We start from the raw sequence: 16,078 nt of genomic DNA, 5'->3' as shown, positions 1-16,078 counted from the left end.
CGCTCTGCCGGCCCGGCCGCTTAAGTAGCAAGAACTGACGCGAGCGATAGCAAATCCATTTGGGTTTTCTTTTCGTTCTTCGTGACTAAGTCCAAAGGAACTTGTACCAATCTTTCACCCTCAGTGCCGATCATGATATCACATTGACCATGCATAAGGGCGTCTACGGCGGCAGCGCCCATGCGACTGGCTAAAATACGATCTGCTGCGGTTGGAGATCCCCCGCGTTGTTGATGACCCAAGATGCAGACTTTGGCGTCCATTCCAGATTTTTTACGAATAGCATCGGCCAAGTCGTAAGCGCGACCTGGTTTTTGACCTTCGGCAGTGATCAAAATGCTGCTGGTTTTTCCGCGACGAATGGATTCTTTGATTCTCTCGATAGATTTATCTACGGAAGCCACATTTTCTGGCGTGAAAATTTCCTCCGCACCACCGGCAAGTCCGACGTAAGAAGCGATGAACCCTGAGTTGCGACCCATCACCTCCACGATGAAAAGACGATCGTGAGAAGCGGCGGTATCCCGAATGCGGTCGATGGCTTCCAACGCCGTGTTCACCGCGGTGTCAAATCCGATGGTTTTGTCGCTGCCAAAAATATCATTATCGATAGTTCCAGGAACACCGACGATAGGAATTTGGTGTTCTTCCCATAAAGCATGCGCTCCACGGAAAGATCCGTCTCCGCCAATACAAACTAAAGCATCAATGCCTAGGTTTTTTAAATTGGTAGCCGCCTTTGTGCGACCTTCGGGTTTCATCATTTCAGTCGAACGGGCGGTTTTTAAAATTGTACCTCCGCGCTGAATAATATTGGCCATATCGCGAAGTTGCAGAGGGTTCATTTCATTTTCTAGCATGCCCAGATACCCTGCGGTAATTCCGTACACTTCTAGATTTTGTGCGATACTGACGCGAACGACAGCGCGAATGGCCGCATTCATTCCGGGAGCGTCACCACCACTGGTGTAGACGCCGATTCTTTTGATTTTTTTAGAGAAACTTGCCATGGACCAAGGCTACTACGAGGAGCAGGCAAAGAAAAGGGCCAAAAAAAAACCCACGATTTGTATCGTGGGTTTTTTCGCTAAGTAGCAATTCTCTGTAAGGAGATTACTTAACCATAGCTTTGAATTCAGCGCCAGCGCGGAATTTCGGAGCCCATGCAGCTGGGATTTTGATCGCTTTACCAGTTTGTGGGTTGCGACCAGTGCGAGCTTTACGTTTAGCTTTAGTGAAAGTACCGAAGCCAACAAGTTTAACATCGTCACCTTTTTTAACTGCTTTTTTGATGTTTTCAACAGCGCAATCAAGGATGTTTTCAGCTTGAGCTTTAGAAACTTTAGTTTCAGTAGCGATTTTTTCGATTAGTTGAGCTTTGTTCATTTGAACTCCTCTTTTTTCGACACGTGTATGTGTCATTTCGTTGTAATAAAAAATCTTGATGATCGTTCTTCGTCATCCAATGACTTGCTCATGAAAATGCAAAATCACATGTTCGTCAATAGCAAAATATGAAAACGACTCTAGTGGCGGCTTTCGGAGTCATCCCAATCGTCATCATCAAGGCCAACACTTAAAGAATCACTTGAAGAAGGCGCGACCGGAATGCGGTAACTTTCATCAGCCCATGCACCCAGATCATTGGTTTTGCAGCGTTCAGAACAAAAAGGTCGAAAGGCGTTTTCAGAGGAGTAAACGGTGAGTTTCCCACATTTGGGACATTTGATTTCGCGGGGTTTGGAATTTTCTGTCATGGTCAGAGAATGGAGGAGAGTTTTTGGAAGGGCAAGAGGCGCAAGAAATTTCCTGCGCCTTGTTAAAATAGCTTAGAAGCGTTTCAATTTGCCGGTTGCAATCTTCGTTGCATGGCCGTTGTACGGGTACCAAAGCTCGTAGTTTAAATATCCGTCCGCCAAAGTGCCTTGGTGAACTTGGATTTGGATCAGACGTAAACCGCCACCATTCATGTAAGAACCGTAAGCGCGGATTTCAAAACCTTTGCTATTGTTGATCAAACTGAAAGTCGTATCAGATGAAAGAACTAGCGGATTGAAAATCATACCGCCACCATGAACACCGATACTGAGGTATCCCTGAAAGTAACTTGGAGCTGGGTATGCGGTGAAGCTTAAGAATGGACGCAAGTTTTGACCGATCTGTACAGCCAATTCAAAAGAGCCCGAAGTCCACGAGTCACATCGTGCAAGCCAAGCATCATAACCGTGAATAAGGCGATCACAAACCGCCATCGATTCTTTAAGGAAAGATTTGTAAGCATCGCGGTTTACGATTTGCATATCGCCTTGCTGTTGTTGAACACCCCAACCAGATTGTTGGAAACGACGATTGAAGTCGTAATATCTGACTGGTCCATTATTAGGTGTGACGATGCCGCTTCCATTTATAGGAATACATGCGTTTTGATTGGAATCAAAAACATGCGTGGCCGGACACGTCGGAATCATTGTCGTTCCGCCACCGCCGCCATCAGGACAAGCCGTCAATGCGAACGCTGAGTACAGCGCGATGAATGTTATGACCAGTTTTTTCATAAGACACCTCTTCAATAAGGGTCTATTTCAGGACTCGTGCCAAACAGAGGTGGTGTTCAAATAAAGTAAGGAAGAATTGGGGATTTAAAAATGTTTACATTTTTCATGGGGACCGCCGTTTTCCGTCACTTCATGGTATGTAGCTACTTAGCTTTGCTGGTATTTTTGGGGCGTCTCAAAATGAGAAAAACCCCTATGGAGATAATGAATACGCTGATCCAGCTCGAAACTGACAGGCCCCAATGAGGTCCGCGGAAGTCATCGCGAAAAGCCTCCATCATCAGTCGACCCAGGCCGTGCAAGATCATCCACAAATAGAAAATAAATCCCGGTCTTTTATTCTGCTTTTCTAATCCCAATAATATAAAGACCACACCGATTTCCCAAAGAGCGGAATAAGCTTGGGTGGGATGACGACCACTCACGGCCCATGGAAGTTCGCAGTATTTTCCATAACAACATCCTGCCAGCAAACAAGCTCCGCGTCCTATCGCGTAGGTAACAGCCAATACCGGAGCAAAAAGGTCTAAATAGGGCGGGATGTTTTCGCGATCTGTTTTGTACAAATAAAAAAGAGCAGCTGGGGCCGCCAATAAAACGCCACCGTAAAAGACGAATCCACCATTCCAAAATGCGAGCATTTGGACGGGGTCTTGGAAATAATAAGTAGGTTCTTCATAAAGAATGTGAAAAAGACGTCCGCCTAAGAACCCTGCGGCCATAATTATCAGACTAAGGTCGAGCACTTTCCGTTGATTGAAATCATTTTTGTCCGCGCGGCGAGTGATCCAAACGAGTGAAATACAAACGGCCAGGCTGATCACGAGGTAGTAAGTAGGCACGGACACATGTTCAGAGAGATTTATTGATGGATACAAGGTCTCCTCCCTCGATACCGACGATGGACTTAATTTTCTAGGATTCTGGTAATTATTCAACTGCATTCTAGTCAAGTCCGGCGATCTAACTACATAATGTTTGTATGAAGATGCATCCTGCGGAAATTGCCAAGGAAATTGGTAAATACTCATTCTTTACCTCGTTCAATAAGGACCTCTTGTTGCAAGTGGCCACAATGATTCACTGTGAATCTTTTCCTAAAGGATCGTGGCTTTTACAAGAAGGCAAAAAAAACACCGCACTGTATTTTCTGCGTTCAGGGAAGGTTGAAGTTTCGCTCGGTGGAGAAAAACTTATCGAGTTAGATCAAATGGGTGAGGTGTTCGGTGAAATGAGCGTCATCACTTCCAACCTGACTTCGACCTCGGTGAAGGCGATTGAAGACCTAGACTGTTTTGTCCTTCGTTCGGAAGATTTTGGTCATGTGCACCCAAAAGATAAAGATCATTTTCAAGCTCTGCTTTTTCAGATCTATTGCTTTATCTTGACTGAACGTTTGGTACGTACAAACGAAAAAGCTCGGCTCTTTGAAATTCTAAATCGTGAATTGCACGAAGCTCAGCATGCCATTGAAAAAAGTGGTGGGGGACGCGTTCTATTAGTAGAGCCGGATAAAAAACAGCAGCTTCCAATTCGTATGGCTTTGGGCGGGACCGGAGTTCACTTGGATATCGCCCAGGATTCGGCAACGGGATTTGCTTACCTGAAAGAACATAAATACGACATCGTTCTGGCCGAAGAAGCCTGTGTTGACGTTCTGAAGGAAGTCCAAGAGAACAATCTTTCACCGTTCGGGGTTTTGCTGACCAGTAAGAATGTACAAGGTAATATCTCGGTCTTAGAAAGCAATCGCTTCGTTAAAAATATCATTTCCCGCGAAGCGGACGATCGCAATGCCACCATCCGCTATGTTCTTACGGCTTTAAGTAAATTGTTAAATAACGACCTTTTCGGTGTTGAGAAATACCTTACCTGGGGAGTCGAAGTTCAAAGCCGTCCGGTGGTTAAATCCACTGAACGTGAAGCTTTGCGCGAAGACGTCTTTGCGTACTTTAAGAAAATGGGCGTTCGCAACTCTGTTTTAGATCGTGTGAACACCGTACTTGAAGAAATGCTGATGAATGCTATTTATGATGCGCCGGTGGATGGAAGTGGGAAGTCGATGTACAACCATCTTTCTCGTAAAGAAGAAATCACGCTGGCCACTCACCATCAATCTCAACTTTCTTTTGCAAGTGATGGAGTATTGTTAGCCGTCGCGGTGCGCGACCCATTTGGTGGATTAACCAAAGATATCGTCGTGAATTATCTTTTAAGCTGTTACGGTGGCGTGGCCGGATCTTTGAATGAAGGCAAAGGCGGCGCGGGCCGAGGCTTGCATCAGATTATCGAAAATGCGGATCTTACGGTATTTAACGTTAAAAAAGGGGTGCGCACGGAAGTGATTTGCCTATTTAACGTTGATGGACAGAAAAAAGAAGCTCAGCCCTCGTTCCACTATTTCTTTACGTAAGTCATTAATCCCATCACGACCTGTCCCAGGATCACACAAGGGACGGTGGGAAGGTTCGTGGATAAGAGTGAAATCACAAAACCTAAAAGACTCCCACTCACCGAAATAAAAAGCATTCGTTGAGTGTAAGATTTTAAATCCCGGCTGCTGTGAGCCGCGAAACTTGTACCGATAAACAAAGAGCCAATTGTAAAAAGATAGCCCATGTTCTGCACGGCCGCGGCCGTCACGAGCAAAGTCAGCATTTCAAAAGCCGTGTTTTTAGGCTGGCGATGAATCAGGCTCGAGTTTGAAAGCTGAAAAGAAGATAATGATAAGATCTTCCAGTTTTTTAAAATAAAAGCCAATGCCAGTAGGGCAATCACACCCACAATCTGTCCGGCCAAATCGCTCATTACGGCCAAGTCGCCGAAATAAGCCGCCGCCATATGGGATTCCAGCGCCGGAGTCATCGACGTGAGCATGTAGGTCAAAGCCAAAAATAAAACGAATAGAGTCAAATAGATATGATTGCGATCGGATCGTCCTTGGGTTAAGCGATGTGAAAATAGCAACGTCAACCATCCCAAAGAAAATCCTAGAACAAGATTCAGAGCATGCAGATCGGTGCCGAAAATAATATTCAGCGCCAACCCTAAAACCACACCCAGTGAAGAGCCTTGGCTTAAAACAAATATCTGCGCGCTTTGCCCACGTGCGGTCCACTGTGCACCGATTAAAGATAAAACGCCCGCCGCAAACACACTTGCCGGAAGCGACCACTTGTAAATGCTTAAGAGCTCTAAAAATGAACTCATTTTAAATCCACCTGCAACGAGCCCGCAAAAAGATTTGTGACCGGTCGATGTGAAACCATTAAAAGCGCACTTTCTTGGTTCTTGAAAAAATAATCAGATAAGGCTTTTTCTAACACTAAAGCGGAATCTTTATCCACGTGATTAAAAGGTTCATCCAAAATAAGAAAGCGCGGCTCCCGCGCTAAAATCGCCGCTAAAAGAACCTTTTGTCTTTCACCGCCGCTAGCCGTGTTCCATTTCTTTTTTAGATCTAGTCCTTGGAGTAAAAGATGATTGGTCGCTGCGCCATCTAAAACATCAAGCAAGGTGAGCGGCAGATGAAAACTTAAATTGCCCAGCTGAGGCAGATATTGAACCTGTTGGGCAGGCAAAGTGAACGAAAAGCGACCTTCATATTTTTTATGAAGGCCTAAGATCGTTTTTAAGAGCGTGCTTTTGCCTGAACCGTTATCGCCATTTAGAAATACGACATCCCCCGTGGTCATTTTGATATCCAAAGCCGGGGATAGAAATAACCCCTCAGAACTCACGGGGCGAAGTCGATGCGTTTCTAAAAGAACCTTTTTCATGGAATCGAGTTTATCAACAGTTTCTGTAAGGCTTCAACAGACTTTGCGTCCCCTGATGTCGAAACGTAGGAGGGCACGGTGACTGTAGGAATGCCCGAAAGCTCGGTGAATCTTTCCAGTGTTTTATGCGGAGCTGAGGGTGAAGCAAAAAGAACTACGACTTTGTTTTCCTTGGCTTGTTTAGCTACTAGCGCAATACGTGTTGCCGATGGCGGCATGCCGGGTTTTTCTTCTAAGGAACCCGCTGATTCCAAACCGTATGAATCAAAGAAGTAAGTGAATTCTTTGTGGTATTCCATCACCTTTTTCTTTTTTACGGTTTTTGCTAACTCTGCTTGTAGGTTCGACAGACGTTTTTTTAATGAATCATAATTTTTCTGAAACTCAGATGCTTTTTCCGGATCCTCAGCGCTGAGAACACGCACCACTTCTTCGCCAGATTCAGCCAATTTTACCAAAGATAAATTAAAATGAGGATTTCCCTCAGGATGAACGTCCCCCATGGAGCGATTGATCACACCAGTGGGGACATCAATGGGTTTAACGGCTTTCCCTAAAACGCAATAGCCGCGTCCGCCTTCTTGAATTTTTGCGTTTCCGGATTTGCTAAGAACTTTGGGCAGCCAGCCCACTTCTAATCCTAAACCTTGAGAGCAGACGATGTCGGCGCGGTTCACTTTTAAGATATAGTCCGGACGAGCTTCGGCATAATGCGGATCCTCGCTTCCACGCAAAAGAGTTTGTACCTCAACGGCATCGCCGCCGATGGCGGAGACGACCTCCGCCACATCCGCTGTCGTGGTAACGACTTTAATTTTTGCTTGAGCCGCGAAAGCGAAAAATACAAAAGATAAAACAAATAGTTTCATAAAAACCTCTAGAAAGAATGGGCGGGATGGGCCCCTAAGATCGCCACAAATTGAAATTCGATTTTTTGTTCGCGCACGTCGTCTTCGCCTTTAAAGGTTTGAACGTTATAACCGTAAGCGGCGCGGAACAAAGAAAATTCGCTATTTTTAAACGTATAAGTAGGTACAAAACCATATTCTAAATTGTCTTGCTTAGAACCATCTGACACAAAAGTCCGCGAAAGTTCAGAGAAAGCATCTAAACGGATTCCAACAAACTGACGTTCACTGACCGCCATTTGTGGAAAGAAATAGGCGCCCATTTTTTCGGTGCGATCCATATTGGGGCTGGATTGAATTTGCATCCAGATTTCTGATTGAAAAAGGCGTTCTAAGGTTTTTCCTTCTGTCTTTTTGTAGGTAAAATCCAATCCGTAAAGCTGCGTTTGCACGGAATCAGCATCGGTGCGACCTAAATAATTTAGGCCCCATTGAATGGCTCCAGCCTCTCCCAAGTCGACGAAATTCACCGGATGAATATAATGAACGGGAACTTGTGGCTTTTTACCCGCGTCATGGGCATGTCCCCAAGTGTATCCATTGGTGACGCCCACAGTGATATCCCAATAAGAATCCGTTGGCAGCAATGTAGAAAACTCTCCTCCGGAGTCAGCGACACCTTCTTCATCAAAAAACTCTGTTTGAACTTTTGGTGGACTGATAAAGGCCCAATCATGTTGATGGAATTGATTTAGCCGACCGACACCTAAAAAGAATTTTCCGGCGCGAAAGCGAGATGAAGGAATCAGTTTGCTTGAGCCAATGTAGGCTTCGTGAAGCTCGGCATGGTATTCCCCGTCCTCATTGTGGGCCGCAAGATTGATAACTGCATCAAAGGTTGGATCTAGAGGTCCGAAAAAAACCAATTCCGCCGAGCGTATATCAAGCTTGTTATCCTCGCTATTATCAAAACTGAGGGGCGCGGTGATATCAATGGCGGCAGAGGTTTGAATGTTCTGTAAGCTGACTTGCGCCAAAGCGGAAGTAGAAATAAAAAAACTAAATATGATCCAAGATTTCATTCGTGCGTCTCCTGAGGTGTGGAACTCAAAGCGTTGGTTATATCAGCGTCGGTAAAAGAAATTCCCCAGTATCTTGAGGTGCCGTTCCCGGGGGAACCTGCAAATCCTAAATCCACACTGTCTTCGGCGCTATTATAAAGGGTGTTGCGATGGTTCAGGCTAGCATTTTTTGGACCCTGCCAAACTAAAACATGCGCGGGGCGTTCATTGTTATGAACGTCAAAAGTGAACGTCATGGGCTGACTGGCGTCCACATTTGAAAAATAGCTGCTCCAGTCTTGGACTTGAGTGCCCGCGCTAACCGTCACATTCAGAGCAGAGGCTATTCGCGTAAATTGAATATTCACGCCGTCACCTAAAGCGGAATTTGCAAAAGTATGCACGGTGACGCTTCCATTATCGGCCAGTGTAAAGGTGACTTCAAAGTTAGCGCCTGATGAAATATCTTTAAGCAAATCCGTCATGCGCCACTTGGAGGCCGAAAGTTCCTCATAAGTGGAGGCTCCCACGGTGCGGGCATTTTCTTTAACGGCTTTGTCGGGGTTGTATCCGCCGCCACAAGCACTTAACGTCAATACACTGAAGATCAAAATAAATAACTTCATAAAAAACCTTCTTAAAATACAGGCTCTTGGGGGCCGGGATTTAGACTGCGATGACAGTCAATTTCGGCTCCGTGGTGAATGTGGCACATGTAGTAAGAAACGCCGTTAGAGGTGCCTGCTTGATAATTTAAGTGAACAAAAATTTGCTCTGCCGATTGCCATGTTTTGATCGCGGTTAAGTTTTCAACGGCAGACACTTTGCGATTAAAAATATCGAGCGCGCTCGTCAAAGCGGTCACAAGATCTTCAGTCGAAAAATGCACAGAAGAGGGTGCAGCTAATGATGATGAGGCGACGCCTTCATTATGGCAGTGGGCTTCATTTTCTGAGCCATGACTGTGAAAGTGACAGTCATATTTTGCTACGGCTGCGGCAGCTGTTGAGTCGATATGAAGGATATTGCTGGTGACGTCATCTTGCGCCAGTTGTGAGTTCCATCCCCACACAGCTCCTAAGTTTGCGTCATGAAAATCAGTCAAAGCCGCGACCGTGGCCAAAGACACCGGGGATTTATTGATAATATCAGAAACAGGGGAATGATTTTCGTGAGTCCATCCTAAAACAGGCGACAGCACCACTAGTAATGCAATGAAAGTTTTCATTTTTAGCTCCTTATAAGGGGCTTTTAACACGTGATTTTTTAAATGCAAGTAATTTGCATCTAGAAAATGAAATGAAAACGCATCTTAAGGTTGCAGGGCATAAAGAACCTTGCGGCTTTTGCCGGCCCCAGGTTACAAGGACTCATGCCTGGCTTAATTCGATTCCGCTGGATTGCTATTGTTTCTATGTGCTTAGGGATTCTTCCCCTGCTGTATTGGGGTTTTCTTCCCAAGCGCAATATTCTTTATTTTATTGCCGTCATCGTTCTGCTGGCACTTTTTAATGTTATTGCCCAAGGCTTGTGGCCTAAAGAAGGCCCTACACGCCAAAAGCACATCCTAATCAATCTTTATATAGATCTGTTGGCGGCAGCGGGGTTGCTGTTTGTAAGTGGTTCAGCCAACAATCCCTTTATCAGTATTTTATGTATCCATGCTTTCTTAGGCGGTATGCTTTTACGACAAAAAACTTCGCCCATTTTTGGTCTGACGGTTTTGGGTCTTTTAGGAATTCTTCAATACGAGACCTATCTTGATGCGCAAACTACGTTAGGCACGGATGATTCGGAATTGTTTTTAAACTTTCTTTCACAGTGGGTCCTGGTGGGGGCTTCGTGGTTTGTCAGTCATTATTTTTCCCGTTTGTTAGCGAAAAATGAAGAGCGCATTCGCGTTTTACAAGATCGTCAACATCAAGCCGATCGTCTTAAAGCCTTGGGGGCGTTAACAGCAGGATTTTCGCATCAGTTAGCCACACCGATGAATTCTTTAAAACTGCGTATGGAGCGAGGCTTAAGAAAACTTGAAGGCATCGACACATCTCGCGAAGAGTTTGAAAAGGCAAAGGTTTCTTTAGATGAATGCGTGAGTGTGTTTGAACATATGGCTTCCGTTTTTTCTCGTTCGTCCCAAGCAGAGTTACAGAATGTAGAATTGGAACGCTTGGTTCCGGACTTGCTTAAAGTGTGGGAAAAAGAAAATCCGACCGCAGTGGTAGAAAAAATGATCATGAACGAAAGTATGCCTTGTCGCTTGCAGGTTCTTTCGTTTTCGCACACCTTTTTTGATCTTTTAAATAATGCTCAAGAGGCATTGGCTGATACGGCGACCGTCTATTTGCGTCTTTATAAAGACAACAGCTGGGCTTATTTAGAAGTGACCGATCGAGGCACGGGATTGTCTGAAGAAATCTTGTCCCGTTTGGGGGAGCCCTTTGTTACTAGCAAAGTAGATGGCAATGGTTTAGGGCTTTATTCCGCATCTATGATGGCCCAAGCCAGTGGCGGCGAGTTTAAGATTTTTAATAACTCCTCTGGAAAAGGCGCGACGGCGCAGATTCGTCTGCCTTTAGAAGATTAGGAGAAGACGATGGTACTAGAAGTAAAAAGCAAAAACCTATTGCTTGTCGAAGACGACAAAGGCCTGCGCGAAGTTTTGACCGAGGAAATGCAAGAGCGAGGTGTGCAGGTGCAAGCATTTTCTAATGTCCCCGAAATCGCTCAAGTTCAGTCTGCCGATTGGGCGTTGCTAGACTTGCGCGTAGGTTCAGAAAATAGTTTGGAATTTTTACGACAGCTAAAGTCTCATTTTCCCCAAGTAAAAATTGTGATGATGAGTGGCTTTGGCAGCGTGGCTTCTGCAGTGAAGGCCATGCAACTGGGCGCGCATAATTTTATCAGCAAGCCGGTGACCGTTGAAATGATTTTAAAAGCCTTTTTAGAAAACGATGCTTCAGAAATAGAACCCGTGCCGGAACAAGAAATTTCCTTGGCTCGCATGGAGCGAGAGTATATCGACTATGTTTTGCAAACTTCCGATGGCAACATCACTCAAGCGGCCAAGAAATTAGGACTGCATCGTCAAAGCTTGCAGCGCAAACTGCGTAAGAACATTCCGAACAAATAAAAAAGGCGCCGTTTAGGCGCCTTTAGAAACTTCTTTTTCTTTTTTCTTTTCTATCATCATCAAAATTAACAACAAGCAAACACCACCTACGATCGCCATGTCGGCGATGTTAAAGGCGGGCCAGCTCCAACGGTTGTAAAGATGGAAGTCTAAGAAGTCGATCACGTAACGGAAGCGCAAACGATCAATATAGTTTCCGATGGCACCGCCAAAGATCGAAGACAAAGCCAAAATCTGTTTGGTGTCATCTTCTTTTACGGAACGCAAAATTCCTAAGATGATAATCAAAGCAATGGGTGGCATCGCAAGAAAGAACATCTCGCGGAATTGAGGATGACTTTCCGCCAAAAAACCAAATGCCGCGCCAAAGTTGCGCACATAGGTGAAGTTGAAGAAATTTGTAATCACCGGAACTGACTCGCCCAAGTGAAAATGTGTGTGGACATAAGCTTTAGTGACTTGATCTAAAGCAATAAGAAGTCCTGAGGTCAGTAAAAGCCAGATGTATTTTTTCTTCATAGCGGCGCCAGTATACTTAGAAAAAGGCCTAAGACAAAAGGTTTTTAGAGCGCGTATAACCCACTTTGATCAACATTCGTAAGGCTTCTACGTCGGAACTGAGATTGAACTCTTCTTTGACTTCATGAATCATAGTGCGGCTGCAAGAATCCAGCTGCTCTAAAAGGTCCGCTTTGCGAATCGTGGCTGCTGCGGTGGGGGTTGCGGTCATCGGGGGAGTTTCAATAATCGGAGGCATCATTCGCGTCGGGGCCGGTGCGGGTGCAGGTGCAGGTGAAGGCATGCTAGGTGCCGTCACTGGGGCGGCTTGTGGTGGACGATCTAATTCGCCCATCATTCCAGCTAAACTGCGCAACTCATTTTTGAAATTTTGAATGCTGGGACGATCTAAAGCGTGTTCACCATCACGCGTGGTCTTAAGGTACAAGCTGACCAGGATGTCCGGCGTCGTCGCCATCTCCTTGATAGAAGAATTTTGCAACATCAGCCATTGATAGGCTTTTAGCAAAATGTCTTTCGTATATGCCTGGGGAGGCAATGGGTTCATGGTCATCTCAAAGTATCCTTAAGGGTGAGCTGATGAAATTACCGACTCCCGGAAAGCCAGTCAATGCGGCTCCCTCACAAAATCCTAACAAAGTTGTGCTCAATATTTATGCAACTCTAGATATTGGGGTGATTTGGGGATTTGGAAACTAGAGGCAACGCGAAAAATGAAAAAAATGAAGGTGGTTTTTCTTGCAAAACGAAAAAGGCCCCTGAAAAGGGGCCTTTAAGGTCGACATATTAGTTCACATAGTCTTTGGCATTGATGCCGTATTTTTCGATCTTACGTAAAAGAGTTTTCTTTGGAATGTTCGCATGCAAAGCCGTTTGGTTGATGCGTCCGCGGAAAGTCTTAAGCGCTTTGATGATAAATTCTTTTTCAAACGCTTCTTTTTGGGCGTTGAAATCAAGTCCCGGGTTGCCGCTAAAGCCAACTGGGGTTTCATCGCCATCATCTGCAGAATCTAAATCGGCATCCTCATCACTATCATCACCCAATGAATGAGCCTGGGAAACCGCCGTAATACCCGCTGAAGCCACGTCTTGTGCATTTTGTTCAGCCATCACTTCGATTAAGTTCGTGCCGGTTGCTAAAAGCAATGATTCAGGCAACGAAGCGATGGTGATGATGTTGGAAGTTTCAAGAACAAAGCAGTGCTCGATCACGTTTTCAAGTTCACGGATGTTCCCTGGCCATGTGTGTTTTTTCAAAACAGACATCGCGTCGGGAGCAATCCCATTGATACGTTTTCCGTGAGTCCCGTTGAATTTTTTGATGAATATATTCACCATATGTTCCATATCATCTTTGCGTTCTGCCAAAGCAGGCAAGAAAATAGGCACGACATTCAAACGATAAAATAAGTCTTCACGGAAAGAGCCGGCTTTGATCATATCTTCTAACGGACGATTTGTCGCCGCGATGATACGAACATTCGTTGGGAATTCACGATTTGAACCCACGGGAGTAAATACTTTTTCTTGTAGCACACGCAAGATTTTAACTTGCATCAATTGCGGCATATCGCCCACTTCATCTAAGAATAAAGTTCCGCCTTCGGCGAATTGGAATTTACCAATTTTACGTTGATCGGCACCCGTGAAAGAACCTTTTTCGTGACCGAAAAGTTCTGATTCAAAAAGATTTTCTGGGATTGCAGAGCAGTTGATCGCCACAAACTTTTCATCTTTGCGAGCGGAATTGTAGTGAATGGCTTTTGCCACAAGTTCTTTACCAGTACCCGAAGCACCACGAATAAGAACCGGGGTTTCAACCTTCGCCAGGCGGTGAATGATGTTGAAGACCTTTTGCATTTGCGAAGTATTACCGATGATTTTGCGACCCGCTTCAACCATCACGGGCGCTGACGCCGCAATATTTGAAATCAAGTTGTGCGCATTCACGGCTTTATCGATAAGTTGCAATAAATCATCACCGGCCACCGGTTTTGGCAGATAATTATAAGCACCATCTTTCACGGCTTGAATGGCGTCATTCAGAGTTGCGTGAGCGGTCATGATGATTGCGATAATGCCGGGATCAAATTCTTTGATCTGGCGTAAAGCTTCAAGGCCATTCATGCGAGGCATGTCGACATCAAGAATCACTAGATCATACTTGGTTTCGCTGGCTTTGATTTTTTCTAAGGCGTTCACGCCGTCGAAAGCTTCATCAACCGCAAATCTTTGCGTGACCGTAAGCGCGGTTTTTACTGAAATTCTTAAGCCCTGATCGTCATCAACAACCAACACCTTAAGCATGACTGCCCCCTTGTTCCATCGGTAGTTCTACCGTAAATGTGGCCCCCTGACCATGGGAAGATTCTACAATAATCGTCCCATGGTGAAGCTCCGTAAAATACTTTGCCAGATACAAGCCCAGCCCCGAACCCTTGATAGGAGAGCTTTTGGCGTTTTTTGAACGGAAAAACTTCATAAATACATTTGCTAGTTCGTCCTGAGGAATACCTGGCCCCTGATCAGCGACTTGCACGACTACTTTGGTCGCACTTTCTTCGCTGGAAACCATGATTTTCGTGTCTTCAGGGCTGTACTTGATGGCATTTTCCACCAAGTTTGAAAAGACCTGCTTCATTAGCTCGGCATCCACCGGAACTGGGAACATAGGTTCCAGTTCCGAAACGATTTGAATGCGTTTTACTTTGGCTAAGAACTCATGCTTACGGATGACTTCTTGAAGCAGATTATTAATGTCACGGCTTTGCAAGTGAAGTTGCACGCCTTGAGATTCGATCTTCCCGTAGTTTAAGATCGCGGTGATAAATTTTAAAAGATCGTCCGAGGAATGTTTGATCGTATCCACGGCTTCGCGCTGTTGGCTGCTTAGGGGATTGCCGTCAGCAATAATAACGTCCGACATGCCTTGAATGCGTGCAATCGGCGTTTTTAAATCATGAGACATCATTGAAATGAAGTTCGTTTTAAGCTCTTCCACTTGGCTTAAAAGTTTGTTCTTTTGATAGTACTCCCAGCTGCGACGATTTTCGATGATCAAACGATAGGGGATAAAGAAGTAATAACACAAAAATATCGAAAGCAAGGGCCCCGACATCGGCAGCCATAAACGGAAGGCCCAGTAAGCCATGGTACAAAAAAGAATAAATCCCGCTAGAGTAGAAACCAGGATCAAAAGCCCCTTCGTCGGCTTTAAATTCAAAACCACATGCAACGTCAGGATCGAAGCTAAAAAAATAAAAAACCAATTTACATAGGTGCTGACTTTAACGGGGGCTGAGTTCTTAATAAGTGTGTCGATGCTATTAGCTTGGTATTCAATACGCGTCATCGCTGTTACTTTGCGGTCAAAGGGACTGCTTATATAGTCGTCCGGATCTAAATTTAAATCCGTACCGACAAAAACGATTTTGTCTTTGTATTGACTTGGATCAAAATTTTCACCTAGCACGTTTTCAAACGCGGTGGAAGGATAGCTGCCGGCTTTGTTAAAGTCGACATACGCCTGATCTGTTCCATAAAACTCAAAACGACCACGAATGGCGTTAAGGCTTTTGATCTCTGGATTGTAGAGCTCTGCTAATTGCAATGAGAGCATCTTTCGACCTTGATAGGTCAAAAGCATGCGACGGGTAACGCCGTCTTTAGCAAAGTTCACGGAATCCGTCGTGCGAGGCGAAGGCGTCAGGCGGATTTTTTCAAAAGGAGCTTTTAAAAACAGCTCGCTTTCTTCGCCCTTAAACGGAGTGGATTTACCAGCGACAAAAATAGATGAATTGCTGGCAATCAGATTTTCTAAAGCTTTTTTATCAGCCTCGGAGCCTGCAGCAGACTGAAGGTCATAATCAAGGACAATGGCCTTGGGACCTGCTGCCAAAATTTTGCTAATCAGCGTTCCTTGACTTGCGGCCCCCGGAAATCCAGTCAGCTTTTGAATTGTATCCGGGGTGACGTACACCAGCTCGATATTGCTGGTGGTTGTGTTTATAACTTTACTGCGAACGCGAAGGTCGTACAGATAGCTTTCGACATACTGCAAATCTATCTGTGCAAGAATCAAAGAGATCCCCAGGCTTACAAGCAGTTGTAAGCCGAGCGCTTTATAATTGCGCTTTTTAAGGATGCTAAGTGAGTCTTGATTTTCCATCAACCTATCTTACTG

19 protein-coding genes are annotated in these 16,078 nt (G+C 45.0%); 4 read left to right on the top strand and 15 right to left on the bottom strand.

Annotated features, from left to right (window positions below; genetic code table 11):
• Positions 1-20: 20 nt before the first annotated feature.
• The 5 genes from pfkA to AZI86_RS03730 form a co-directional block, all read right to left on the bottom strand.
• The gene (pfkA, locus tag AZI86_RS03750) at positions 21-1,010 is read right to left on the bottom strand and encodes a 6-phosphofructokinase (RefSeq protein ID WP_081111774.1); all 990 of its coding nucleotides are present in this window, start codon (positions 1,008-1,010) and stop codon (positions 21-23) included.
• A 103-nt stretch (positions 1,011-1,113) separates the two neighbouring features.
• Positions 1,114-1,386 (bottom strand): HU family DNA-binding protein, encoded by a 273-nt coding sequence (locus AZI86_RS03745; RefSeq protein ID WP_061833750.1) that lies wholly within the window; start codon positions 1,384-1,386, stop codon positions 1,114-1,116.
• Between the two features lie 140 nt (positions 1,387-1,526).
• On the bottom strand, positions 1,527-1,757 hold the full coding sequence (locus AZI86_RS03740) for a DNA gyrase inhibitor YacG (RefSeq protein WP_061833749.1): 231 nt from the start codon (positions 1,755-1,757) through the stop codon (positions 1,527-1,529).
• Between the two features lie 72 nt (positions 1,758-1,829).
• Positions 1,830-2,555, bottom strand: a complete 726-nt coding sequence (locus AZI86_RS03735; RefSeq protein WP_061833748.1) for a hypothetical protein — start codon at positions 2,553-2,555, stop codon at positions 1,830-1,832.
• Positions 2,556-2,698: 143 nt separating this feature from the next.
• Positions 2,699-3,433: a prolipoprotein diacylglyceryl transferase gene (locus tag AZI86_RS03730; RefSeq protein ID WP_061833747.1), complete on the bottom strand. Its 735-nt coding sequence runs from the start codon at positions 3,431-3,433 to the stop codon at positions 2,699-2,701.
• A 104-nt stretch (positions 3,434-3,537) separates the two neighbouring features.
• Here AZI86_RS03730 and AZI86_RS03725 point away from each other — a divergent pair, with 104 nt between their 5' ends.
• Positions 3,538-4,968 (top strand): cyclic nucleotide-binding domain-containing protein, encoded by a 1,431-nt coding sequence (locus AZI86_RS03725; protein ID WP_061833746.1) that lies wholly within the window; start codon positions 3,538-3,540, stop codon positions 4,966-4,968.
• Here the strand turns inward: AZI86_RS03725 and AZI86_RS03720 are convergent.
• The 6 genes from AZI86_RS03720 to AZI86_RS03695 are packed head-to-tail and all read right to left on the bottom strand — an operon-like array spanning position 4,953 to position 9,471.
• A complete protein-coding gene (locus tag AZI86_RS03720) occupies positions 4,953-5,765 on the bottom strand; it encodes a metal ABC transporter permease (protein ID WP_061833745.1) in 813 nt (270 codons plus the stop codon). The genes AZI86_RS03725 and AZI86_RS03720 overlap by 16 nt on opposite strands.
• Entirely contained in the window at positions 5,762-6,334 is a 573-nt protein-coding gene (locus tag AZI86_RS03715; RefSeq protein WP_061833744.1) for an ATP-binding cassette domain-containing protein, read from the bottom strand. The genes AZI86_RS03720 and AZI86_RS03715 overlap by 4 nt, the downstream gene beginning before the upstream one ends.
• Positions 6,331-7,203: a metal ABC transporter substrate-binding protein gene (locus AZI86_RS03710; RefSeq protein WP_061833743.1), complete on the bottom strand. Its 873-nt coding sequence runs from the start codon at positions 7,201-7,203 to the stop codon at positions 6,331-6,333. Before AZI86_RS03710 ends, AZI86_RS03715 begins: the two co-directional genes overlap by 4 nt.
• A gap of 8 nt (positions 7,204-7,211) precedes the next feature.
• Positions 7,212-8,264, bottom strand: coding sequence for a hypothetical protein (locus AZI86_RS03705; protein ID WP_061833742.1), 1,053 nt, complete (start codon positions 8,262-8,264; stop codon positions 7,212-7,214).
• A complete protein-coding gene (locus AZI86_RS03700) occupies positions 8,261-8,869 on the bottom strand; it encodes a hypothetical protein (RefSeq protein WP_061833741.1) in 609 nt (202 codons plus the stop codon). Before AZI86_RS03700 ends, AZI86_RS03705 begins: the two co-directional genes overlap by 4 nt.
• Before the next feature lie 11 nt (positions 8,870-8,880).
• On the bottom strand, positions 8,881-9,471 hold the full coding sequence (locus AZI86_RS03695; RefSeq protein WP_061833740.1) for a hypothetical protein: 591 nt from the start codon (positions 9,469-9,471) through the stop codon (positions 8,881-8,883).
• A 144-nt stretch (positions 9,472-9,615) separates the two neighbouring features.
• Between AZI86_RS03695 and AZI86_RS03690 the strand changes: the two genes are divergently transcribed.
• The gene (locus tag AZI86_RS03690) at positions 9,616-10,830 is read left to right on the top strand and encodes a sensor histidine kinase (protein WP_061833739.1); all 1,215 of its coding nucleotides are present in this window, start codon (positions 9,616-9,618) and stop codon (positions 10,828-10,830) included.
• A gap of 9 nt (positions 10,831-10,839) precedes the next feature.
• Complete coding sequence (locus AZI86_RS03685; RefSeq protein ID WP_061833738.1) at positions 10,840-11,376, top strand: response regulator transcription factor; 537 nt, start codon at positions 10,840-10,842, stop codon at positions 11,374-11,376.
• Positions 11,377-11,388: 12 nt separating this feature from the next.
• Here AZI86_RS03685 and lspA read toward each other — a convergent pair whose 3' ends face one another.
• Both lspA and AZI86_RS03675 read right to left on the bottom strand, forming a co-directional pair.
• Positions 11,389-11,895, bottom strand: coding sequence for a signal peptidase II (lspA, locus tag AZI86_RS03680; protein WP_061833737.1), 507 nt, complete (start codon positions 11,893-11,895; stop codon positions 11,389-11,391).
• Positions 11,896-11,923: 28 nt separating this feature from the next.
• Positions 11,924-12,442: a hypothetical protein gene (locus tag AZI86_RS03675; RefSeq protein ID WP_253715678.1), complete on the bottom strand. Its 519-nt coding sequence runs from the start codon at positions 12,440-12,442 to the stop codon at positions 11,924-11,926.
• On the opposite strand from AZI86_RS03675, the gene AZI86_RS19155 reads away from it, so the two are divergent.
• A complete protein-coding gene (locus AZI86_RS19155; protein ID WP_157684615.1) occupies positions 12,433-12,594 on the top strand; it encodes a hypothetical protein in 162 nt (53 codons plus the stop codon). The genes AZI86_RS03675 and AZI86_RS19155 overlap by 10 nt on opposite strands.
• Before the next feature lie 87 nt (positions 12,595-12,681).
• On the opposite strand, the gene AZI86_RS03670 is transcribed toward AZI86_RS19155, so the two are convergent.
• Positions 12,682-14,202: a sigma-54-dependent transcriptional regulator gene (locus AZI86_RS03670; protein ID WP_061833735.1), complete on the bottom strand. Its 1,521-nt coding sequence runs from the start codon at positions 14,200-14,202 to the stop codon at positions 12,682-12,684.
• Complete coding sequence (locus tag AZI86_RS03665; protein WP_253715675.1) at positions 14,195-16,063, bottom strand: CHASE2 and HATPase_c domain-containing protein; 1,869 nt, start codon at positions 16,061-16,063, stop codon at positions 14,195-14,197. Before AZI86_RS03665 ends, AZI86_RS03670 begins: the two co-directional genes overlap by 8 nt.
• Positions 16,064-16,078: the final 15 nt, after the last annotated feature.

It is taken from the genome of Bdellovibrio bacteriovorus, from assembly GCF_001592735.1.
GTDB classification, from domain to species: Bacteria; Bdellovibrionota; Bdellovibrionia; order Bdellovibrionales; family Bdellovibrionaceae; genus Bdellovibrio; species Bdellovibrio bacteriovorus_D.
The sequence above is the reverse complement of the archived record's forward strand: the minus strand, read 5'-3'. Positions and strand labels throughout refer to the sequence as shown.